Origin of the sequence: Shewanella waksmanii, from assembly GCF_043643685.1 — a bacterium.
Taxonomy (GTDB): domain Bacteria; phylum Pseudomonadota; class Gammaproteobacteria; order Enterobacterales; family Shewanellaceae; genus Shewanella; species Shewanella waksmanii_A.
Window position 1 is genome coordinate 17139 of sequence record NZ_JBHZSN010000022.1, and the last position, 22830, is coordinate 39968.

Sequence of the window (22830 nt, forward strand, 5' to 3'; positions counted from 1 at the left end):
CTGCCTAGCATGCTAAGCAAAATACCGCTCAACAAAGAGTAAAACGCTTGTAGCCGAACCCTCCGGGCAGTGTTTGTGGCTTCTTTCTTCGTCGTTATCGGCTTATCAAGTAGGCCAACTACATATCAAAACCTCTGCCTTGTATAAAGAACCCACAAACTGCTGCAAAAATCATCTTGAAAGATTAACACGCCCTACTAAAAGTTGATTAATTTTCAACTTATTAGGCCGTAGCTTAGTGAAAAGGCCTAGATTGTCCCCGCCAGAGTGTTATTATTAATCCTTTCGTGTCGAGTGCTGCGTGTCAACTCACCTAAGTGACGGAAGGTCTTTTGCAAGCGTTGTTATCTACATTTAGCCATGAAAGCCTATTTAGCGCGATCCAATTACTGCTAGGCGATGGTATCAATCACTATCAAGACGAACTGCCGATTTTGTCTGGCCAGTTCCGTGTGGCACCTAAGCAACCGATGATCATGGCAAGGTTAACCCTGCAAAAGGCGGGTAATGTTTGGCAGTACGCCGATGGCCATTGCAGTTGCTATCAAAAACGGTGTGAACATTTGGCGGCATTGGCGTTAGAGCATGCAGCCCAAGATCAAATCGCAAGCAACAAACAAAGTCCAAAGCGTAAGACCGCAACGCTAATACGTTTGTTACGCAGTGAAATGACCCGTCACCATGATCCGTTCCCGACCATGGCTAAACACCGTATTTTATATTTGTTGGCGCCAAGCGACAGTGGCTTAAAACTGACATTTTATAAGGGTTATTTACAGCGTGACGGCGACTATGAAATCAAGTCACTGTTAGATCTTCGGGTGATCAAAAAAGGTCCAAACCCTAAGTACATGAGTCAAAGTGATTTATGTCTTTTGGCGTTATTTGATGGTCATATCGACCTCGATACCATGACAGTAGATCTGTCTAAAATGGCATTGACTGACGCTGAATATGAAGTGTTATTCAGTACCCAACGTTGCATCTGGCAGGATGAAAAAGCAAAGCCGCTTACAACCGATTACATGCTGCACCAAGATTTCATCGACCCGCAGCATTTAGTTAAAGTCAATGACAGAATATTCATTGACAGCGCAGCTAACCAAGCCGTTTTTCTTAATAGTCGCTTACCGTTTGCAGCGGAAGTATTTGACGACATCTGGCAACCTAAACTCACCATTAGCCACCAGCATTTAGATTTTGATTGGTTAGACGAGCCATTGATGGCTTTTGATGTGGGCAAATTTAGCTTGCTATGTGGTGCTAAAGAGCTTGATTTTGAACAGGCCTTAATCAGCTTTTATGAAGACGATGACTGGCTGTCAACATTTGCATCATATCAGCTTGAGCTCAATGCCATGCCTTTACTGACTCATGTACATGAGGCGCCGGTTTGGCAAGCATACCCTTTAGGTAGCCGCTTACTCAGTAACGATTTAAGCGAGCAACTTATTCAGCTCAGGGTGCTAAGCCTTAATGGTTGGCAGATTAATTTTGAAGCTCAGCGCCGGTTTAAGCAGGCGACTGCTGACAGCTGGTTTGCTGCGGTTAAAAGCCAATCTAAGAAAGATCATCGCTTCAGTTTGGTGCTTGGTGTTGAAGTCGATGGTCAGCAAGTTAACTTATTGCCGCTCATTGTCAGAGCCATTCGGCAAAGAAAGATTTCCAGTTTAGCGACTGAAACTGATAATAGCGCCAATGCTGCGACTAACTTTATGTTGGAGTTGGACAGCGGTGAGGAACTCAATATTCCTGGCGATCGGGTTGCCCGTATCGTATCGGTGCTTGACGAGCTTTATCAGGCAAACCCGTTAAACAATAAAAACCAGCTAGAACTGGCGCATCACCAGCTTGGCAAGCTAAATGAAATTGCAACGATTATTGAATCAACACAAGATGGTGTGGTTGACCAACTCGATTGGCAGGGTGATATTTGGCTCAAACAGTTAGCCGAAAACCTCGCTGAAGAAGTCGGCACTCAGCCCCAAGATAGTTTCGTTAGTCCAGAGGGACTTAAAGCCACTTTACGTGACTATCAAAAGCAGGGCGCAGCTTGGCTTAGCTTTTTGCGTCAGCAACAGTTTAATGCAATTCTTGCCGATGATATGGGCCTAGGTAAAACCTTACAAACCCTCGCGGTTATCTTGGCCGATAAGCAAGCTAAGCGGCTTGAAAACCCCGTCTTGATTGTGGCGCCAACCAGTTTGCTCACCAACTGGTCTATTGAAGCTAATAAGTTTGCCCCATCACTAGTTACCAATGTGTGGCGAGGACGGACTCGTCATGATGAAGCCCATATGCTCACTGACAGTGACATTGTGATCACCAGCTACGGATTACTGGCGCAGGATTATGACCAACTGCGCCAATGTCAGTTCGATACACTAGTGCTTGATGAAGCGCAGACGATTAAAAATAGTCGCAGCCGTATCACTAAGTTAGTTAACGGCATGAAAACCAAACACAAGCTTTGTTTGACCGGTACGCCAATGGAAAACCATCTTGGTGAACTATGGTCATTATTTAACTTTTTAATGCCGGGCTTTTTAGGCACAGCGAGTCAATTTAAGCGCAAGTTTAAACTACCAATCGAGCAGGACAACGCACAGTTGGTGCAAGAGATGTTACGTGCGCGCATTAAGCCGTTTATGTTGCGCCGCACTAAATTACAAGTGGCTACTGAGCTACCACAAAAAACTGTTATGAATGTCACTTTGACCCTTAACCAAACCCAAGCTGAGCTTTATGAGTCAGTGCGTGCGGTAATGGAAAAACGAATTCAAGCGGTAGTGAAAGAGTCCGGCTTTAAACATAATCGTCTTGCGGTGAGTAATGCATTGTTGCGGTTACGCCAAATCTGCTGCGATCCTAAACTGCTTGGGGTTGAGAGCGACGTTGACCCAATGCAAGCAGAACGTTCTGCAAAGATGACTTGGCTAAGGGACAAACTGCCGAGCATGATTGAAGAGGGGAGAAAAATCCTCATATTCAGCTCGTTTACCACCATGCTAGATCAAATAGCTGCAGAGCTTGAGGATCTTGAAATTGATTACCTGCAGCTAACTGGTAAAACCCGAAATCGTGATAGCTTGATTGAGCGTTTCCAGCAAGGCGATGTGCCTATCTTTCTTATTAGTTTAAAAGCTGGCGGCGCAGGCTTGAACCTAACCCGTGCAGATGTGGTGATCCATAGCGATCCGTGGTGGAATCCCGCCGCTGAAGAACAAGCCAGTGACCGCGCCTATCGCATTGGCCAAACTAAACCTGTTTTTGTCTACAAACTCATCTGTAAGGACACGGTAGAAGAGCGCATTCAGGCCTTGCAACAGACCAAAATGCACTTAGCCTCGGGGATATATCAAGATGAAAACCTGCCAAGTATGCAACTGGGTAGTGATGAATGGCTAACGTTACTTGCGCCAATGGGCGAAAGCTAACTTGTTACTTAGCTAAAACGAACCAGCTATTCGCCTTGGCAGGTGAGCACCAGTCTACGTGCACTGGGATGATCGCGAAATTCACACAAATAGATCCCTTGCCAAGTCCCTAGGTTTAAACGGCCTTGAGTGATAGGCAAGCTGAGCACAGCGCCGATTAAGCTGGTTTTTAGGTGAGCAGGCATATCGTCACTGCCTTCATAGGTGTGGGTGTAATAGGGCTCATCTTCCGGTGCAATCTTATTCAAGTAACGCTCAAAATCAACGCGAACACTAGGATCAGCATTCTCATTTAAAGTGAGTCCCGCTGAGGTGTGTTGTAGTAGCAGGTGTGCGATACCAATATTGAATTGTGGCAAGTATTGCTCTATTTCATCGGTGATGATGTGGGCGCCACGTTGTCGTGGTCTTAGGGTGATGATTTGTTGTTTCCACATAGAATGGTTATTTCCACGTAAATAGGTGCGTCAGTGTTTGGCAGAGTGCCTTAATCCGCAGCTTAACTCAACAGAGCTTTGCGTCATACCGTCATAATGTGGTTTGCTGACCCTAAGACTTTACTGTACATAGAAGGGCAAAGCCGAACACTGTCTAAACTTGCAGACAGAACGCGTGGTCGCAGTATGTAGACCGTTATAAACTTAAGTTGAAGCTAACCCCAAACTTCAACCCTAAGCATGACTGCTTTGAGTTACGATTTAACTTACCGGTAAAACAAGTCCCAGAAACAACATTAGTTACAGCACTAGTTCCCGCATTATTGACAGCACTTGAGTTTGAGCCTGTGACAACAATTTGATTGTGTTATTTGATCGTTTAAACGATAGAATCGATAAAGCCTTTTACTATGGAGCTGAGTTTGTCTGAGCCACAGAACTTAACCAAGCAAATGATTTCTCAAGTCTTAACCAAGCCAGACTCTAATCTAGTGACTCCTATTGAGCTGGCTCAGGATTACTACGTCGATAATTTTAACTATGTTTTGGACCATGTGTGCAAGCGCTATCAAGACTTATTTGAGCCATCATTTAGCCACTATGTCTCAAATTATCAAAAGCTGACACTTGATGGCAAAAGACTGCTCACTCGTCTATGTATGCGAACAGGGCAATGGTATGAAGTCTGTCAGCTCAACTATGGTGAAATAAGCTGTCTTGATACAGCAATATCAGAGTTAACGGCAACAGAACTAGTCATGCAGACCTCTGATGTACCAGTGGAGGTATTGGCCAGCAAGCTCACGGTAAAGCGCCTGAAAACCTTGCTAGCAGATGCTTTTAATATCAGTAATAAACAACTTTCCGGGCTAAAGAAACCTCAGCTAAGCGAGCTGTTAATTTCTCAGGCTGAATTACAACCGACGCAGCGGCTAGCACACTTCCTTGATTCATCTTGGCTTGAGCTGCAATGTCAGACAGAGTTTGATCTCTTGCTATTGATGTTCTTTGGTAATGGCTATCAAGATCTTACCCAATTTGTGGTGGCTGAATTAGGGTTACAGCGATTTTATCCCTATCAAATAGATCAACAAAAACGTTTGTTTGAGCACTGGCATGCAGTGGTGCAAGTGCAGCGATTGAGTGAACTACTTGAGGATTTTGAAGCGCAAAGAAGACAAATGAAGCTTGAGGATATCAAAATTTTTGAAGGTAAAAGTCAACTCAATCCTGATAGTGTTGCAGTTGCGCTAACTGGCTTATCACAATACTACTTGGCTAAATTACGATTTAACATTGCTCGTGATTATGAACGAAAAGGCTTTTATCGAGACGCGCAAGAGTTATATCAACAGCTCGACAGTACCCATGCTACAGAACGAATCGCTAGAATCCACTTTGCTGAAGCTAACTACTCACAGGCCCTTGCTGAGATAGATAAAGTGCTTGAATTAGCTGACTTACCAGCTCAGCAGCGCTTAGTATTCCAACGCCTGCAATATCGTTGTCAGCGAAAACTGGCAATTGATGTCGTAAAACCGGAAGTTGACGTTAAAAAAATTGATATCAAGTTAAGTGCGCAGCAACAGCAAGCGTTTAAGCTAGGCACAGAATCAGTAGAGCAGCAGGTTGTCGCTCATTATCAGCAACGAGGTCTTATTGCCGTCCATATCGAAAACCGACTGTTTTGTGGATTATTTGGATTGTATTTTTGGGACATTATATTTGCGCCAGTGAAAGGGGCTTTCCAGCATCCGTTTCAGTCAGCCCCTAGCGATATGTATCGACAAGATTTCATTGGTCATCGCAGCGAGCTTATCGAGCAGCGTTTAGCACAGCTGCAGACACACGCGCCTGAGGCAAGAATCAATCAAGCTTATGAGCAGTACTTTGGATACATCAACGATTGGGTGGATTGGAAGTCAGTTGATATCAGCCTACTTAATCAGCTGTTGATTTCCGTAGATCGCGATTTTTTGAATGCGCTATTTCGCTATTTCCTGCAATCCCTTAAAAACCATCGCAGCGGCCTGCCAGATCTGTTTGTTTATCGAGAAAATCAACCAGGGTTTGAGTTAATTGAAGTAAAAAGCCCTACCGATAAACTACAGGACAATCAAATAGTGTGGCTTGACTGGTTAACCCAGCACGGAATAGAAGTATCGGTGTGTCACGTTGCTTATCAGCTGTAAGTCTTGGCAATTGTAAAGTTCGTAAATCACATTTTAATGAGAATTATTTTCATCTAAATTGACGTTGTGTATGTGTGAATAGCACACGTCAATGTTGTAATAAAAACAATAACAAGATGAATGTATGAACAAACCTGTCGCCACCGAACGTTCGAGTACCAAGCGCCGCTCTCACAATAAACAATCTTTAAAACTAGCCCGAATTATTCATATTTATGTGTCAATGGCGCTATTGCTGTTGATGCTGTTCTTTGCTGTTACCGGTATTACGCTAAATCACCCCAGCTGGTTTAATGCTGATACCGCCGAGTCAGATTACCAAGAATTACCTTTACCAGATCATCTGTTACCTGTGCAGCCGCTAAATACGGACTGGCAGCAAAAAGCCAAGTATTGGCTTAACAGTGAGTTTGATCTCGCCATTGACACCGCCGAACTTAGTGAAGATGAAGTTGCCATTGTTCAGAGTAAACCCGGTCGTTATCAAAGCCTGACCATTGATGCTTATGAAGAGATGGCTTTTTATGAAAAACGTGAATATGGCGTAGTCGCGATTCTCAATGACTTGCATAAAGGTCGTCACAGCGGCGTTGTGTGGCAATGGGTTATTGATATCAGTGCCATTTTGATGATTATTTTTTCCCTAACAGGTGCGTATTTGTTACTTCCCCAACGTAAAAAGTTGATGCGATCTATGGGATACATGGGCGTGGTCAGTGCTGGCTGTGTTGGGATCTATTGGTTCTGTGTGATTTGACGGCTTGGTCGGGCTTAAGACTGCTAAGTGGAGTATAGCGCTCAGTCGGTTAACGGTCTAAGTGGGCTAAAGAGACAATTGGGATAGAGAGTTAATGATGAAGAAAACAACAATGCTCGGTGCGCTAATAGGTGGTGTGCTGCTAACCACGCCAGCGTTTGCTGGCAAGCTAGCGATAGACCTAAATCTTGCTGAGATAACAGAAGGTCAATATTTACGTCCTTATACGGCAGTGTGGGTAGAAGACAGCCGCGGTAAACATGTCGACACCATCGCGCTGTGGCGTTGGGATGAAGGTGAAAAGTGGCTTAAAGATATTCGTCGTTGGTGGCGAAAAATAGGCCGCGAAGAAGCCGGGTTCATTGACGGTGTGACTGGCGCAACACGCCCATCAGGCGCCTACAAACTTGATTGGGATATGACCGACAGTGCTGGCAGCGCGGTTAAATCTGGTAAATACACCTTATTGGTCGAAGTGGTACGTGAACACGGAAACCGCTCGTTAGTAAGACATAAATTCAATCACGATGGCAACCCTTTTGCTGTGACGTTGGCTCCAACCGACGAAACCGGGGAAATAACCATAACTTATCAACCTTAGAATGATTAACAGGATAGATAATGAAAAAGACACTTATTTTAGCGTTAGCAGGCGGCTTAGTTAGCCAAGCAGCTGTAGCTCACGATCGCTGGATTTTACCAAGTCATTTCACGGTTTCTGCAGAGCAGGGTAAAGGGGTTTGGATCACCTCTGATGTGACGGCGAGCAACCAGGTTTTTCAATATGATAAGCCCTATGGCAGTGAAGACATTGAAATCATCACTCCGCAAGGTAAAAAGCAATCGCCTTCTTCAAGTTACAAAGGCTCGCGCAAGTCGGTATTTGATTATCAGTTAACTGCTGATGGTACCTACAAGTTCCAAAAACGTACCACGCCACGTTACTATGCTAGCTACAAGGTCAAAGGCCAAGAAAAGCCTGTTTTCAGCCGTGTAGATAAAGCGGCGACTAAAGCAAAAATGCCAAAAGACGGTTATGATCTAGTTGGGGTGATGAGCTTCTCACGGGTTGAGTCTTACGTGACATTGAACAAGCCTAACGACAAAGCGCTAGCTGCTACGGGTCAACACCTGGAACTACTGCCAATGACTCACCCTGCTGACATTGTTGAACAAGATATCGCTGAGTTTAAAATTACCTATCAAGGCAAGCCTGTAAGCAATGCAGAGGTGTCTGTGGTTAAAGAAGGTACTGTGTATCGCAATCAGCTTAACGCAACTAAGCTAGTGTCAAACGGTGAAGGGCTAGTGAGCTTTACGCCTGAATCTGCTGGTCGATATCTATTACACGTTGAATATGAACAAGATATCGATGGTAATCCGCTTGCCGATAAAGTGAACAATGAAATCTTCCTCACTTTTGAAGCGGGCTTAGAGTAGCATTTACGGTTAATTTTGTGCCTGATGCCTTCAAAAAATGGATTGATTGTTAATCTTAGTGCAATAAAAAAGCTCCTTTAAAAGGAGCTTTTTTCATGGCTTATTCCAACGTGGCTGTTAGAAGTTTGCAGACTTAGGTGCACGTGGGAATGGAATCACATCACGGATGTTTGAAACGCCAGTAACATAAGACACTAAACGTTCAAAACCAAGACCGAAACCAGCATGAGGTACGGTACCGTAGCGACGCATATCGCGATACCACCAGTAATCCTCTTTACTTAGTTCCATCTCTTCTAGACGGGCATCAAGTACATCTAGACGTTCTTCACGTTGTGCACCACCGATGATCTCACCAATACCAGGAGCAAGTACATCCATCGCGGCAACGGTCTTACCGTCGTCGTTCAGTCGCATGTAGAATGCTTTGATATCCTTCGGATAGTTCTTAACAACGACAGGTGCTTTAAAGTGCTCTTCAGCTAGGTAGCGCTCATGCTCAGATTGTAAATCGATACCCCACTCAACATCGTATTCAAACGACTTACCACATGCCTTTAGAATTTCTACCGCGTCGGTGTAATCCACTTGTGCAAAATCACTGTTAACAAAGTTCTCTAGACGCTCGATAACGGTCTTATCAACACGCTGAGCGAAGAACTCAAGATCGTCACGACGCTCTGCTAGTACTGCTTTGAAGCAATACTTAAGCATGGCTTCAGCCAGTGCGGCAGCATCATCAAGATCGGCAAATGCCACTTCAGGCTCTACCATCCAGAATTCAGCAAGGTGACGACTGGTGTTTGAGTTCTCAGCGCGGAAAGTTGGGCCGAAGGTATACACTTTAGACAAAGCACAAGCGTAGGTTTCTGCGTTCAACTGACCCGATACGGTAAGGAATGACTCTTTACCGAAAAAGTCTTCTTTGTAGTCCACTTTACCAGCATCAGTTAATGGTAGGTTTTCCATATCCAATGTCGATACGCGGAACATTTCACCAGCACCTTCACAGTCAGAAGCGGTGATAAGTGGTGTAGAAACCCAAATAAAGCCTTCTTCGTTATAAAAACGGTGAATGGCTTGTGATAGGCAGTTACGTACACGCGCTACCGCACCAATGATATTGGTACGTGGGCGAAGGTGAGCTAGCTCGCGTAAGTGCTCAATTGAGTGGCGCTTAGCTGCCATTGGGTAAGTGTCTGGATCGTCAACCCAACCGGTCACTTCAACGTTAGTCACTTGAAGTTCAAATGCTTGGCCTTTACCCGGAGATTCAACTACTTCACCGGTAACGATAACTGAACAACCCGCAGTTAACTTTAAGATTTCGTCGTTATAATTGGCTAAGCTATTTGGCACAACGCCCTGAATGGGGTCAAAACAGGAACCATCATAAACGGCAAGAAAAGAGATGCCGGCCTTGGAATCTCGGCGAGTTCTTACCCAACCGCGTATAGTCACTTGCGAACCAATCGCAAAGTCACCTTTAAATACAGAAGCGACAGATGTAATGCTCATTGTTGCTTAGTTCTCCAACGAAACGTTTTAATAAAAAATTTTGGACGTTCATATTACCTTGATAGTTAGCTTTCTCAAGGGGAAATGCGCTAATTAGGCAGATTGAGGTGATTTTTTTACAACTTGGTGAGTGACTTCAGCATACATCGGCTGATTATGGCGTTTAAATCATCAGGTTTACGTCTTGTGGCGATGTCATGATATTGGATGATACTGCCAGTAAATAGGCGGATATCTGTGGTTACACTGATATGAATTTGCTACAGTTAATAATGTAACATGTTGAAGAACCAGTTTATTTATGCTTCTATAAGCAGGGGCTTATTTAGTTCGGTGCAAGGTTCAAAGGTGGTGTTATGAAGAAAAGAAAACTTTTCCAGATTATTTTAGCGACCTTGTCGATTAGTGGCTGGAGTCTAGCCATCTATGCGCTGCTGCTTTTTGACCAAGCCAGACCCGATAGAGCAATTGGCTATTACTTATCAAAAGGGGCGTCAGTTCGTCTTGGCTGGGATCCTGAGTATACTGTACTACTGCAAGATGTGATATGGACCTGCGCAGGTATCAGTTTGTTGAGTTTGGCGTTTAACTTTTATTTCGCTAACCACTCTAAAATGGGTTACTGGTTTAATATTCCGCTGCTACTGATGACTTCAGTCACCGCGGGATTGTACTTGAGCTTTTTCATTTAAGCCTGCCATACAAGCCGTTTCATTTTACTAAAACGTTATGATTGTTGTCAGCCAGTTCCTTTGTAACAGGAGCTATTGTTCCTAGCGCAAAGCTATTAATCGGCGAATTGGCGACAGAAGCGGTCGATAATGGCGGCGGTGGCGCCCCAAATAAAATACTGCTCATACTGAATGAAATACACCGGATAGCGAATATTGCCACGCTGAAAATAGCGTACATGGCGGTTATGATGATTAAGCACAAATTCTAGTGGCATTGAAAATAGATCGGCCACTTCACCGGGATCGATTATTGGGGTAAAAGGTTGCTTAACTATGCCTACAACCGGGGTAATTTCAAAGCCTGTGAAGGTTTTAAAAGTAGGGTATTGTCCCATGATCTCAACATTGGCCGCTTTTAATCCTATCTCTTCTTCCGCTTCCCTTAATGCGGTCGCCGCAAAGCTTTTATCAGCGCGTTCTACCTTGCCACCGGGAAAGCTTATCTGCCCTGGGTGGGCGCGCAAATGATCGGGACGCTGGGTTAATATCAGATGCGGCTGGCTTGCGATATCTTCAATGGCCAATAACACCGCAGCTTGTCTCAGTTGGCCAGTGACTTTGGGCGTAGTGTCGTTGGCTAACTGATGCAGGTGAAACTGGGTGCGTAACTTACCGATATCCATGTGAATGTGTCGCTGCCTTGTGAAGTTATTGCAATAGGTTTTCTGCCAATATAGGTAAAATCTTACTCACTTTATCATAGGTTTCTTGATATTCAGCATCAGCATTGGAGTCTGCCACAATGCCACCACCGGCCCAGCAATATAATTTACCCGATTCAGCCACTAAGGTTCTGATGGTGATGCTGGTATCCATATTACCATCTTGGCTGATATAGCCGATTGAACCACAGTAAATGGAACGTCTAGAAGGTTCTAACTCTTCAATGATCTGCATTGCACGTATTTTGGGTGCGCCGGTGATTGAACCACCCGGGAAACACGCTTTAAGTAGCTCGCACGCATCAATACCTTCGCCAAGTTCAGCTGTAACTGTACTGACTAAGTGATGAACCGCAGGGAAGCTTTCAACATCAAACAGCTTAGGGACAGATACACTGCCAGGGGCGGCTACCTTACCGATATCATTTCTGAGTAAATCGACAATCATTAGGTTCTCGGCGCGATCTTTCTCTGCCTGTTTTAGTTCATTGGCAGCCATGGCATCAAGGCGTTCATCGCTGAAACGGGGACGGGTGCCTTTAATAGGCTTGGTTTGTACTTTTTTACCATTAAGTTGAACAAAGCGCTCAGGAGAGATAGATAATATCGCTTGTGATTCAAGCCTGATAAATGCGGAAAACGGCGCACTATTGCTGTGGCGTAGTGCCTTGTAAGCCGCCCACTCATCGCCTTGATATTGTGCTTCAAATCGCTGGGTGAGATTGATCTGATAACAATCACCGCTTAACAAATACTGCTGCACCTTATCGAATTTATGCTGATAATCAGCGCGGCTAATTTGTGCTTGCCAAGGTGATGCCAGCGTAAAACTGGTGTCTTGTGCTGTTGAGCTTATCCACGCTTGTAGCTGATTGAGGGTGTTTTTAGCCGCCTGTTCCCCGTGATAATGGACAAAATGCCATTGTGATTGCTGGTTGTCATAGATAAGCGCCCAGCTATAAAGGCCAATGTTCATATCTGCAAGGGCAATATCGTGCATAGCCGTATTGGCAAACTCCTCGATATGCCTACCTAAATCGTAGTTAAACGCCCCCAAGGCGCCGCCACTAAAGGGGAGAGCGCAGGGCTTTTTATCGGGGAAATAGTGGCTAAGCGCTTGTTGCAGCGCCGCAAACGGACAAGTTTTAGTTTCTTTATTGACTGGCGTAACCTGAGCGTTGTGTTGGTTGGCTTGTTTGTCTCGGATATAGGTGATGTCATCTTGGGTTTCTATGGTGGCAATCGGATCGCACACTATGATGTCGTAGCGGCTATCGGGATGATTCGCACCGGCGGAGTCTAACAGCATCGCCCAAGGGCGTGAGGCAATATGGTTGAATAATTCAACCGTTGAAATTTCCCAGTTTAATTGGCAACTAAAAATCGCAGGTATTGCAGCACTCGCCATCGATTAACCTTATCTAAAAAGTGATGTTTATCTAAAAGTCGCGAAAGAGTATCATATTGGCAAAGGATTAAAAAAAAATACGCTTCCCAGTTCATGGGAACACCCTAACTATCTGTGAGAAAGGAAATGTCTGTGACTAAAGAACAGCCAATTATTAAGCAAGCTGACTTAATTGAAAGTGTTGCTGATGCCCTGCAATATATCTCCTATTACCACCCTAAAGATTTTGTCGACGCTATGGCCGAAGCTTACGAAAAAGAGCAAAGTGCGGCAGCCAAAGATGCCATCGCGCAAATCTTAATTAATTCACGTATGTCCGCAGAAGGTAAGCGTCCTTTGTGCCAAGACACAGGTATTGTCACCTGTTTCGTTAAAGTTGGTATGGGCGTGAAGTGGGACAAAACCGACATGACAGTGCAGCAAATGGTGGATGAAGGTGTACGCCGTGCTTACACTAATCCAGACAATCCTTTGCGTGCTTCTATTGTGGCCGATCCTGCGGGCGGACGTAAAAACACGAAAGATAACACCCCATCAGTTGTACACATTGATATGGTGCCTGGCGATCATGTAGAAGTTGCCATTGCCGCTAAAGGTGGCGGATCTGAAAACAAATCTAAAATGGTGATGTTAAATCCATCGGATGACATTGCAGCTTGGGTAGAGAAAACATTACCAACCATGGGCGCAGGCTGGTGTCCACCGGGCATGCTAGGTATAGGTATTGGCGGCACCGCTGAAAAGGCGGCGGTAATGGCAAAAGAATCCTTAATGGATCCCGTTGATATTCATGAGTTGCAGGCACGCGGAGCTGAAACCGCTGATGAAAAGTTACGCTTAGATATTTTTGAGCGCTCCAACAAGCTTGGTATTGGTGCCCAAGGTCTAGGTGGTGTGACTACGGTACTTGATATTAAGATTAAATCAGCGCCAACCCATGCTGCATCAAAGCCAGTGGTGATGATTCCAAACTGCGCTGCTACACGTCACGTGCATTTCCATCTTGATGGCACAGGCCCAGCAGATTTAAGCCCACCATCATTAGAAGACTGGCCAGAAATTACTTGGGAAGTCGGTCAGAGTGTGCGCCGTGTTGACCTTAACACTGTGACCCAAGAACAGATGCAAGAGTGGAAGAGCGGCGACACCTTGTTGCTAAACGGTAAAATGCTTACCGGACGTGATGCCGCTCATAAGCGCATTCAGAGTCTCATTGAGAGTGGTGAAGGCCTGCCTGAAGGTGTTGATTTTACCGGTAAGTTTATATATTACGTCGGCCCAGTTGACCCAGTAGGTGATGAAGTGGTTGGCCCAGCAGGACCGACTACCGCAACACGTATGGATAAGTTTACTGATGTGATGCTAGAGAAAACCGGCTTAATGGGCATGATTGGTAAAGCTGAGCGTGGACCGGCGACAGTTGAGTCGATCAAACAGCATAAATCTTGCTACTTAATGGCGGTAGGCGGCGCAGCTTACCTAGTGTCTAAAGCAATTAAGAAAGCGCGAGTTGTCGCGTTTGAAGACCTAGGTATGGAAGCTATCTATGAGTTTGATGTTAAAGATATGCCAGTGACTGTTGCAGTTGATAGTGAAGGGGTTAACGCCCATGAAACTGGTCCTGCTAGCTGGAAAGTCAAATTGAGCTAATGCTTTTGCTCAATTAGCCAACAATACGGGGTGTAAGCGACTTGCTTACACCCCGTTTTTTGTTTAGTGTGCTTGCCAACTATGCAAAATTGCACAAAAAATCGATTAACCTTCTGTTTACAAACAGCCATTATAACTAAAAGACGACTATAACAATGAAAAAAACTGCAATCATTTTAGCGTTAGCTGCGTCAGGTATGATGACATCGGTCAACGCCCAGTCAGCAGAGCCTTTCAAGGTTCAAGATCTTGTAAAGTTAAACAAGTTACACTCAACGGCATTAGCCCACTCTGGCGACAAAATTGTTTATGCGATCAAAAATATTGATAGCAATGGTGACGCGAGTTCTGATCTGTACATTCAAAGCGTAAACGGTGGTGATGCTAAAAAGCTGACCTCTGTTGCCGGTACCGAGCACAGCGTTGCGTTTGCAGCTGATGACAAGTCAATCTACTTTTTAGCCGCCCGTGATGGCTCAAGCCAGCTTTACCAATTGGCATTGGATGGCGGTGAAGCACAGAAGGTTTCTGATCTTCCGCTAAATGTTGAAGGCTTTAAACTGTCGCAAGATGGCAGCCATGTTGTCATGAACATGCGCGTGTTCCCAGACTGTAAAGACCTTAAATGCTCTGAAGAGCGATTTGAAGAGCTTGATAATCGCAAAACCACTGGCCGCGAATACAAGCAGCTGATGGTAAGACATTGGGATACCTGGAGTGACCATAGTCGCAGTCACTTATTTGTGGCCAAGCTAAACGGTGAGATGATCACTGATGCCGTTGATGTGACCCAAGGGTTAGACACTGAAACGCCACCACTGCCATTTTCAGGTATGGAAGAGGTGACCTTTACACCTGATGGAAAATACGTGGTATACAGCGCTAAGGCGCCAAGTAAAGATCAAGCATGGACGACGAATTACGATTTGTGGCAAGTGCCTGTTACTGGTGGTGAAGCGGTTAACCTAACGCAAGAGAATAAAGCTTGGGATTCTCACCCAACTTACTCAAACGATGGTCGCTATCTTGCTTACTTAGCAATGAAAACCCCAGGGTTTGAAGCCGATCGCTACCGCATCATGTTACGTGACACTGTGACTGGCCAAGAAAAAGAAGTGGCGCCGTTATGGGATCGCAGCCCGCATTCGCTGTATTTCTCAAGCGACAACCGTACCTTGTATGTTACCGCTCAAGATATTGGTCAGGTTTCTATCTTTGAAGTTAACACCCAGTTTGGTGATGTGAAGCCACTGTTTAACGACGGTAGCAACAGCATTGTAGGTGTGACTCAAGATAAAATTGTTTACAGCCATAAAAGCCTAGTAGAGCCGGGCGATCTTTACACCATGTCTTTAGACGGTCAGGCGAAACAACGCTTAACTGAAATCAACAAAGACAAGCTTGCTAAGGTTAAGTTTGGCGAATTCGAGCAGTTTAGCTTTAAAGGCTGGAATAACGAAGAAGTGTACGGCTACTGGATCAAGCCAGTCGGCTATAAAGCAGGTGAGCAATACCCAATTGCGTTCCTAGTACACGGTGGCCCACAAGGCTCATTTGGTAACTCATTCAGCAGCCGCTGGAATCCACAGCTATGGGCTGGCGCTGGTTATGGCGTGGTGATGATTGATTTCCACGGCTCTACCGGTTACGGCCAAGAGTTTACTAACTCAATTTCTAAAGATTGGGGTGGTAAGCCGCTCGAAGATCTACAAAAAGGCCTAGCCGCTGTGACTAAACAGCAAAAATGGTTAGATGCTGATCGTGCTTGTGCATTAGGTGGCTCATACGGTGGCTACATGATGAACTGGATCCAAGGTAACTGGAGCGATGGCTTTAGCTGCTTAGTGAACCACGCAGGGTTATTCGATATGCGATCAATGTACTATGTGACCGAAGAGCTTTGGTTCCCAGAGTATGAGTTTGGCGGTACTTACGAAGACAACAAAGCGTTGTATGAGAAGTTCAACCCAGTTAACTACGTAGAAAACTGGAAAACGCCAATGTTAGTTATCCACGGCGAAAAAGACTTCCGCGTACCATACGGTCAAGGTCTTGCTGCGTTTAGCTTCATGCAGCGCAAAGGTATTCCATCTGAGCTATTAATTTATCCAGATGAGAACCACTGGATTTTGAATCCTGACAACCTAGAGCAGTGGTATGCCAATGTACTAGGTTGGTTAGATCGCTGGACCAAAGAAGACTAACAAAGTCTAAACCAAACGACTAAGTGTTCTTTATATCAAAAGCCCGCAATATGCGGGCTTTTTTGTGGTTATTCGTCAGTAATAAAAGCGCCCTAACTAGTTGACTAAAAATATTAAATTACGATAAAAGTGTATCTAGTGGGCTAACTGTTCCCGCATAATGCTGACCGAGTACGTGAGTATAGATTTGCGTGGTTTTAACATCGTTGTGTCCGAGTAACTCCTGTACAGTTCTTATGTCTGTCCCGGTTTGTAAAAGGTGAGTCGCAAAAGAGTGCCTGAATGTATGACAATTGATTCTTTTCTGTAAGCGAGAACGCTTAACTGCGTGTTGCAGAGACTTTCGTATCGTACTGTCATGGCGATGGTGTCGACACAGTATTTTAGTAACTGGGTGTTCACAAATACCAATTGATGGAAATAGATACATCCACGCAGCTTGACGATATGCATTAGGGTACTTTTTTGCTAATGCATTGGGTAAAGATGGCCCATAGCCGTTATAGTTGTCTTTTTGTTGTAGTTGAATCGACTTATCAATGTATTTTTTTAGCCTACTACAGCATGTTTGGCTTAATAGGGTTTGTCTGTCTTTATTGCCTTTACCATCCCGAATTGTCAATGATAAGTTATCAAAATTTATATCTTGTATTCTTAACCTTAAACACTCATTGACTCTCATACCACTACCGTAGAGCATTTCAATAACCAACTTAGCGGTTCCATTCATATGAGACAGTATCTGAGATACTTCCTTAGGGGATAACACTATGGGTAAGGTTCGCTGCTTTGTTGCTAAGCTGAAGCCTAAAACTCCAAGTTCAACTTTAAGATATTGCTGATATAGAAATACCAGTGAATTCAGTGCAACTTTTTGCGTGTTTACTGCCACATTTTGACTATTAGCTAACCAACTCAAAAAGTTTTTTACATCGATAGATCCAAGATTTTCAGGATGCGCTTTTTGATGGAAGAGAATGTATCTTTTGATCCAGTATAAGTACGCTTTTTCTGTACGTAGGCTGTAACCACGTAAGCGAATGTCTTGCCGTATCGACTCTAAAAAAGGGCTCGAGCACTTCATTTTTTTTACCTAACAATTAACTGTATAAATATACAGTATTATCGTATTTTACCAAAAATCAAGCCATGTCTGACAGTGCTATTCACGATTTGCTATTGCTGCATGTAAATAAGTTGTGTAAATTCAGTAATATGAAAGTGTGCAACCTTGGATTGTTCAGATAACAGGCAAGGAAAGTGTGCATGCGCGTTTTTACCGAAAGTGTATTGAATACAATTTTACAATTATTTGGTTATGGAATTGGTTTTAATAGGTTTTTGGCTGGAATTTGAGTGCACGCTTTCTCAACGAGGCTTGGCAAAACGCGCAAGCCGTATATACAAATAATGAGATGGACGCTCCTCCCTTTTACGTTGTCTAAATGATTTTACGTAAGTGGAGAAAATTATGAATAACATTTCAGTTGTTGGTGTCGATCTAGCTAAGAACGTTTTTCAGATCCATGCCGTAGATGTTAAAGGTAAAACTCTTGTTCGGAAAATGCTCCGTAGAGCAAAATTCTTGAATTTTTTTATCAATATACCTCATTGTTTGATCGGACTAGAGGCGTGTTCAAGCTCCCACTATTGGGCAAGAGAGCTAGAAAAATTGGGGCATACGGTGAAGCTGATGGCTCCTCAATATGTGAAGCCATATGTCAAAACAAACAAAAATGACGCGAATGATGCTGAAGCCGTTTACGAAGCTGTAACCCGACCCAATATGCGCTTCGTAACAGTGAAGAATGAAGAGCAACAAGCTCTGCTATTAGTTCATAGAGAACGAGATGGCATAGTGAAAGAACGGACATCATTGATTAATCGTATCCGTGCCACATTAGCAGAATTTGGTATTACCATCTCAGTAGGGCCAAGAAGGCTACATAGCTGGTTTGCTGATGATTTCTCAAGCGCTGAACCGTTGTTACCTCAGCTGATGGTTCATCATCTACTGAGAATGAAGAAAAGGCTTAATCAATTAGAATCTGATTTAGACATACTGGAAAAAGAGATCGCTCAATCAAGTAAAGAGAATCCATTATGCCTGCGCTTGGAGGCTGTACCAGGTATAGGCCGACTCACGGCTTCAGCATTAGTTGCGAGCATTGGTACAGGCAAAGAGTTCAAATCAGGTAGACAGCTTTCAGCTTGGCTAGGGTTAGTCCCCAAACAAAGCTCTAGCGGAGGTAAACCGCGATTATTAGGGATCAGTAAGCGCGGTGATGGCTATTTAAGGCGTTTATTTATTCATGGTGCTAGAGCGGTAATACGGCACATGAACCCAAGGCGGAAAATCACGGTGTGGCTGCGAGACTTAGAATGCAGAGCACACAAAAATGTTGTCATTGTCGCGTTAGCCAACAAATTGGCTAGGATAGCGTGGTCAATGCTGGCAAATGGAACTGATTATGATGAGTCATTCATCTAGTTAGTTGATAATTAATGAAGTAAAGACACTCAAAGGTTTGCGTAGGCATAAAGAGAATTGAAGACAAAATAGATAAGACCGTAGTTCATTAAAACTGACCCTAACATCGTATGTAAGAATACGTCCAAATGATTAGTCATGAACTAGCGGAACTCATCAGGGATCAAGGCTTAAGCCTTAACTAGAATCCGAATAGATGGCTGCAATACCAACTTTGAATTCAATGAAAATTTTGCTTGCACGAAACGGAGCGTCCATAGATGTTATGTGTACATGGAGCCGTGATGCAAAGTTCAAGGAAATTTGTTTATTTTAGCTTTGTATTTTTATGTACGTTATTCGCTACACCCGTCATTGGTTATAACTTTCATGAGTTAGTAGGTTATTGGGTCTTTTTAATTTTTGTTATCGAACTACCGATTTGGGTGCTTTTAAGTAAGGATACTATTACTGAGCTTAACAATTCAGATACTGGTTCCAAATTTATGCGAGTAACAGTTAGGGTTATTGCAAGCTTACCTTCGTTATCATTTGGGTTGCTAGCTTTATGTATTGGAATAGCGATAGTGTTATGGGTTTTGTATAACTTACTAATAGAAACCCAATCAGAGTATTCTGGTTCTTTGCTAATTCCAAGTTTTGGGATAGCCCCCTTGCTAATATATTGGGGCTTTAAAACCGTTAAACATGTTTTACTGATGAGAAGTTAGTAAAGCACACATAACAAGCTGTTAAATAAGGACAAAATGCAGTTGGCTTTTGCTCCTTTGTCGCTTATTCTAGCCAACTATATTTAGCCTGTTAACAGGGCGTTATATTTTAAGGATGATTATGCGTAACCTCGGAAAAATAATTGGACACCCATAGTTAATGGCGTAAATGACAACCTCCGACTATGCTTGATTTGCGCATATAACAAGGAGGTTGCATGCCAAGACCTAGACGAACCCTCATTAGTCTCGAAGACACTGCTTACTATCACTGCTGTAGTCGCGTTGTAAGGCGCGCCTTCTTATGTGGTGATGATAAATACACTGGCAAAAACTATGACCACCGCCGTGGTTGTGTAGAGGCTCAAATCTTAAAACTTACCGAAGTGTTTGCCATTGATGTGGCGGCTTATTCAGTGATGAGCAACCATCTTCATGTCGTCCTACATATTGATGTTGAACAGGTTAATGCTTGGTCAGATAGAGATGTGGTACTGCAATGGCATAAACTGTTTAAAGGAACTGGATTAACACAAAAATTTGCCAAAGGTGAAGTGATTGAAGAGTACGCAGTTGCTCATCTTAAACACTTGATAGCGACGTATCGCTCGCGTCTTTGCGATATAAGCTGGTTTATGCGTTGTTTAAATGAACCTATTGCAAGACAAGCAAACCTAGAAGATAACTGCACAGGGCACTTCTATTCACTGCCATCCATGGCGCTCACCTTTCAGGCCGCCTAAAGGCGTTCAAATGTGTTCCATACACATTTGTGGGAAGGGCGGTTTAAATCACAAGCATTGCTTGATGAAGCGGCGGTGTTGGCCTGTATGGCCTATGTAGAGCTTAATCCTATACGGGCTAAAATGGCGAGTACGCCAGAAGAGTCGGACTTTACGAGTATCAAACTCAGAGTAAAAGCAGCACTTACAGGAGAGCAACCTAAACGCCTTTTACCATTCATTGGAAATGAACGTGTCAATCAACCCAAAGGTATCGCTTTCTCACTGCAAGACTACCTTGTACTGGTCGATGAAACAGGCAGGGCAATTCGAGACGATAAGCGTGGCGCCATTGATTCAAAGGCTTGTGACATACTGAGCAGGTTAAACATCCCCTCAGCCAATTGGGTTAAAATTGTCACGGAATTTGGCCAACTTTTCCATGGTCCTGTGGGGACATTGGAAGAGTTTAGCCATTACTGTGAACATCTAAACAAGCGAAGGCGACATTTCTCAAGTATTTGCCAGTTTATGCCTGCAAACTAAGTTCAAATGTTCATACTTCTTCTAATTCCTCTGCTTCTTTAGCGGAGTTAACATACCCTACGCTGAAAACAGCAATTAACGTCTGATTTTGCCGATTTAGGCTGATTTCCTAAGTGTATTTTTACTAAGTACAGCTTTTTAAGGTGTTTAACTGCTTTGCCCTTGAACAGCTCGCACTAATCTTGCTATGTTGTTGATTAATAATGGCTGGCTTGTATGTTGCCTTAGTAATGATTTAGTAGCAACCATAAAGAGACTTAAGACGTTTTTTGTGGATGGAAGAGCATTGATTGTAAAAGGAATTATCTGGGGATTCCCTAGTTTGCGGCGTTATGTGCTACATTCAGCATTAAGCTAACCTTCCCCAAAACGAACCATTCAAGTATGAGAGTTGTAAGGTATGAGTCATAGCCACAATCACGGCAGTGATGGAAAGCTAAGCATTGCCGTTTTTATAAATATTTTACTTACGTTAGCTCAAATTATTGGCGGGATTATCTCTGGAAGCTTGTCACTTATAGCTGATGCTCTTCACAATTTGAGTGATGCTGGAGCAATTGTCGTTGCCATCATCGCGAGAAAAATTGGGAACAAAGGCTCGAATAAAACCATGACTTATGGTTACAAGCGAGCCGAGATTATTGGGGTACTAATTAATAGTACTTCTCTAATAGCAGTTGGCATTTACTTAATAATTGAATCTGTGGGGAAATATTTTAATCCAACACCAATTGATGGGTGGATAGTATTCTGGATTGCAGGAATTGCATTAGTCATAGATTTAGCGACTGCCTTTCTGACATATAGCGCAGGTGCCAAGAACAATATGAATATTAGAGCAGCATTTATTCATAATATCTCTGATGCACTTGCCTCTGTTGTTGTTATCATTGCCGGATTATTAATTATATATTTCCAACTTTATATATTTGATGTGATCGCAACTATCGGTATCTCGTTGTATGTCATTTATCATGGCTGCATTCTACTTAAGAAATGCATTATGATCATCATGCAAGCAGCTCCTGATCATATAAGTATTGAAGAGATAGAAAATAGGTTGGCGAGCATAAATGGTATAAAGTCTGCCAATCATATTCATGTGTGGCAACTTGACGATGAGAAACTATTTCTTGAAGCACATATAATCTTAGATCGCATGGATAACGAAGAGTGCGAAAAAGTTAAAAATGAAGCAAAACTAATCATAAAAAATGACTTTGGCATATCACATTCAACTGTCGAAACTAGGCTTTCCTAAGAAGAAACATTAGACATATATGGACTTACCAATCAGCTCATCTAAAGCCAATTTCAAACAACATTAAAAAATCTTATGTTTTTGGGTCTTATGCAAGAGGCTATGAGAAATATAGTGACATAGATGTATTAATAATTTACGAAGATATTGAATTTGATAAAATTAAGAGTGAGCTAGAGAAAATCAATTTTGGAGGCCTAAATCAGTTGCGCCAAGGAATGGTTATTATGACCCAATTCCAACGCCACCAAAGCCTTCAAAAGCCCCGTTTCATTTGGTCTTGGCAAAAGGGTACTTAGAAGAAAATTCATCGTTATATAATCACGTTAAACATGAACTTGTCGAGGTGCCAATTGCTGCTTAACAAGCGCATGTTGCCCGACAGGTTTTACGCTGCGCTCTAAACCAGCCATAAATGCGGGCGTTATGCTGTAATCATAAATTTCTAAAAATAATTGGACACCCATAGTTAATGGCGTAAATGACAACCTCCGACTATGCTTGATATGCGCATATAACAAGGAGGTTGCATGCCAAGGCCTAGACGAACCCTCATTAGTCTCGAAGACACTGCTTACTATCACTGCTGTAGTCGCGTTGTAAGACGCGCCTTCTTATGTGGTGATGATAAATACACTGGCAACAATTATGACCACCGCCG

17 protein-coding genes and 2 pseudogenes are annotated in these 22830 nt (G+C 43.4%); 14 read left to right on the forward strand and 5 right to left on the reverse strand.

Going from position 1 to position 22830, the window contains the following annotated elements; translation table 11 throughout:
* Positions 1-332 precede the first annotated feature (332 nt).
* Positions 333-3437 carry a DEAD/DEAH box helicase gene (locus ACHUFW_RS20935; protein WP_394205832.1) on the forward strand — a complete coding sequence of 1035 codons (3105 nt, stop codon included), beginning with the start codon at positions 333-335 and terminating at the stop codon, positions 3435-3437.
* 26 nt (positions 3438-3463) lie between these two features.
* On the opposite strand, the gene ACHUFW_RS20940 is transcribed toward ACHUFW_RS20935, so the two are convergent.
* Positions 3464-3874 carry a secondary thiamine-phosphate synthase enzyme YjbQ gene (locus ACHUFW_RS20940; RefSeq protein WP_394205833.1) on the reverse strand — a complete coding sequence of 137 codons (411 nt, stop codon included), beginning with the start codon at positions 3872-3874 and terminating at the stop codon, positions 3464-3466.
* 422 nt (positions 3875-4296) lie between these two features.
* Between ACHUFW_RS20940 and ACHUFW_RS20945 the strand changes: the two genes are divergently transcribed.
* From ACHUFW_RS20945 to ACHUFW_RS20960, 4 genes are all read left to right on the forward strand, one after another.
* Positions 4297-6066 carry a VRR-NUC domain-containing protein gene (locus ACHUFW_RS20945; protein ID WP_394205835.1) on the forward strand — a complete coding sequence of 590 codons (1770 nt, stop codon included), beginning with the start codon at positions 4297-4299 and terminating at the stop codon, positions 6064-6066.
* A 124-nt stretch (positions 6067-6190) separates the two neighbouring features.
* Positions 6191-6823, forward strand: a complete 633-nt coding sequence (locus ACHUFW_RS20950) for a PepSY-associated TM helix domain-containing protein (RefSeq protein WP_394205837.1) — start codon at positions 6191-6193, stop codon at positions 6821-6823.
* Between the two features lie 94 nt (positions 6824-6917).
* A complete protein-coding gene (locus ACHUFW_RS20955; protein WP_394205838.1) occupies positions 6918-7424 on the forward strand; it encodes a DUF2271 domain-containing protein in 507 nt (168 codons plus the stop codon).
* A gap of 20 nt (positions 7425-7444) precedes the next feature.
* Entirely contained in the window at positions 7445-8263 is an 819-nt protein-coding gene (locus ACHUFW_RS20960) for a DUF4198 domain-containing protein (RefSeq protein ID WP_394205840.1), read from the forward strand.
* 117 nt (positions 8264-8380) lie between these two features.
* Here the strand turns inward: ACHUFW_RS20960 and asnS are convergent, their stop codons facing one another.
* The gene (asnS, locus tag ACHUFW_RS20965) at positions 8381-9781 is read right to left on the reverse strand and encodes an asparagine--tRNA ligase (protein ID WP_394205842.1); all 1401 of its coding nucleotides are present in this window, start codon (positions 9779-9781) and stop codon (positions 8381-8383) included.
* 356 nt (positions 9782-10137) lie between these two features.
* Between asnS and ACHUFW_RS20970 the strand changes: the two genes are divergently transcribed.
* Positions 10138-10473: a hypothetical protein gene (locus ACHUFW_RS20970; protein WP_394205843.1), complete on the forward strand. Its 336-nt coding sequence runs from the start codon at positions 10138-10140 to the stop codon at positions 10471-10473.
* Positions 10474-10568: 95 nt separating this feature from the next.
* Here the strand turns inward: ACHUFW_RS20970 and ACHUFW_RS20975 are convergent, their stop codons facing one another.
* A complete protein-coding gene (locus ACHUFW_RS20975) occupies positions 10569-11138 on the reverse strand; it encodes a CoA pyrophosphatase (RefSeq protein WP_394205845.1) in 570 nt (189 codons plus the stop codon).
* A 25-nt stretch (positions 11139-11163) separates the two neighbouring features.
* Positions 11164-12585 carry an aminodeoxychorismate synthase component I gene (pabB, locus tag ACHUFW_RS20980; RefSeq protein ID WP_394205847.1) on the reverse strand — a complete coding sequence of 474 codons (1422 nt, stop codon included), beginning with the start codon at positions 12583-12585 and terminating at the stop codon, positions 11164-11166.
* Positions 12586-12711: 126 nt separating this feature from the next.
* On the opposite strand from pabB, the gene ACHUFW_RS20985 reads away from it, so the two are divergent.
* On the forward strand, positions 12712-14235 hold the full coding sequence (locus ACHUFW_RS20985) for a fumarate hydratase (RefSeq protein ID WP_394205849.1): 1524 nt from the start codon (positions 12712-12714) through the stop codon (positions 14233-14235).
* A gap of 155 nt (positions 14236-14390) precedes the next feature.
* Entirely contained in the window at positions 14391-16439 is a 2049-nt protein-coding gene (locus tag ACHUFW_RS20990) for a S9 family peptidase (RefSeq protein WP_394205850.1), read from the forward strand.
* Between the two features lie 118 nt (positions 16440-16557).
* On the opposite strand, the gene ACHUFW_RS20995 is transcribed toward ACHUFW_RS20990, so the two are convergent.
* Positions 16558-17523: an integron integrase gene (locus ACHUFW_RS20995; RefSeq protein ID WP_394205851.1), complete on the reverse strand. Its 966-nt coding sequence runs from the start codon at positions 17521-17523 to the stop codon at positions 16558-16560.
* A 387-nt stretch (positions 17524-17910) separates the two neighbouring features.
* Between ACHUFW_RS20995 and ACHUFW_RS21000 the strand changes: the two genes are divergently transcribed.
* The 6 genes and pseudogenes from ACHUFW_RS21000 to ACHUFW_RS21025 all read left to right on the forward strand — a co-directional run.
* Positions 17911-18930: an IS110 family RNA-guided transposase gene (locus ACHUFW_RS21000; RefSeq protein ID WP_394205853.1), complete on the forward strand. Its 1020-nt coding sequence runs from the start codon at positions 17911-17913 to the stop codon at positions 18928-18930.
* Between the two features lie 284 nt (positions 18931-19214).
* Positions 19215-19640, forward strand: coding sequence for a hypothetical protein (locus ACHUFW_RS21005; protein ID WP_394205855.1), 426 nt, complete (start codon positions 19215-19217; stop codon positions 19638-19640).
* Positions 19641-19858: 218 nt separating this feature from the next.
* A pseudogene (locus tag ACHUFW_RS21010) lies at positions 19859-20908 on the forward strand (transposase).
* 400 nt (positions 20909-21308) lie between these two features.
* The gene (locus ACHUFW_RS21015) at positions 21309-22169 is read left to right on the forward strand and encodes a cation diffusion facilitator family transporter (protein ID WP_394205857.1); all 861 of its coding nucleotides are present in this window, start codon (positions 21309-21311) and stop codon (positions 22167-22169) included.
* A gap of 62 nt (positions 22170-22231) precedes the next feature.
* The gene (locus ACHUFW_RS21020; RefSeq protein WP_394205859.1) at positions 22232-22468 is read left to right on the forward strand and encodes a nucleotidyltransferase family protein; all 237 of its coding nucleotides are present in this window, start codon (positions 22232-22234) and stop codon (positions 22466-22468) included.
* Between the two features lie 231 nt (positions 22469-22699).
* Positions 22700-22830: pseudogene (locus ACHUFW_RS21025) on the forward strand (transposase); the annotation flags it as partial.

Coding starts and splice junctions, on each gene's coding strand:
- ACHUFW_RS20940 (WP_394205833.1), bottom strand. CDS start 3,874: ATGTGGAAACAACAAATCATCACCCTAAGACCACGACAACGTGGCGCC.
- ACHUFW_RS20950 (WP_394205837.1), top strand. CDS start 6,191: ATGAACAAACCTGTCGCCACCGAACGTTCGAGTACCAAGCGCCGCTCT.
- ACHUFW_RS20955 (WP_394205838.1), top strand. CDS start 6,918: ATGATGAAGAAAACAACAATGCTCGGTGCGCTAATAGGTGGTGTGCTG.
- ACHUFW_RS20960 (WP_394205840.1), top strand. CDS start 7,445: ATGAAAAAGACACTTATTTTAGCGTTAGCAGGCGGCTTAGTTAGCCAA.
- asnS (WP_394205842.1), bottom strand. CDS start 9,781: ATGAGCATTACATCTGTCGCTTCTGTATTTAAAGGTGACTTTGCGATT.
- ACHUFW_RS20970 (WP_394205843.1), top strand. CDS start 10,138: ATGAAGAAAAGAAAACTTTTCCAGATTATTTTAGCGACCTTGTCGATT.
- ACHUFW_RS20975 (WP_394205845.1), bottom strand. CDS start 11,138: ATGGATATCGGTAAGTTACGCACCCAGTTTCACCTGCATCAGTTAGCC.
- pabB (WP_394205847.1), bottom strand. CDS start 12,585: ATGGCGAGTGCTGCAATACCTGCGATTTTTAGTTGCCAATTAAACTGG.
- ACHUFW_RS20985 (WP_394205849.1), top strand. CDS start 12,712: ATGTCTGTGACTAAAGAACAGCCAATTATTAAGCAAGCTGACTTAATT.
- ACHUFW_RS20990 (WP_394205850.1), top strand. CDS start 14,391: ATGAAAAAAACTGCAATCATTTTAGCGTTAGCTGCGTCAGGTATGATG.
- ACHUFW_RS20995 (WP_394205851.1), bottom strand. CDS start 17,523: ATGAAGTGCTCGAGCCCTTTTTTAGAGTCGATACGGCAAGACATTCGC.
- ACHUFW_RS21000 (WP_394205853.1), top strand. CDS start 17,911: ATGAATAACATTTCAGTTGTTGGTGTCGATCTAGCTAAGAACGTTTTT.
- ACHUFW_RS21005 (WP_394205855.1), top strand. CDS start 19,215: ATGCAAAGTTCAAGGAAATTTGTTTATTTTAGCTTTGTATTTTTATGT.
- ACHUFW_RS21015 (WP_394205857.1), top strand. CDS start 21,309: ATGAGTCATAGCCACAATCACGGCAGTGATGGAAAGCTAAGCATTGCC.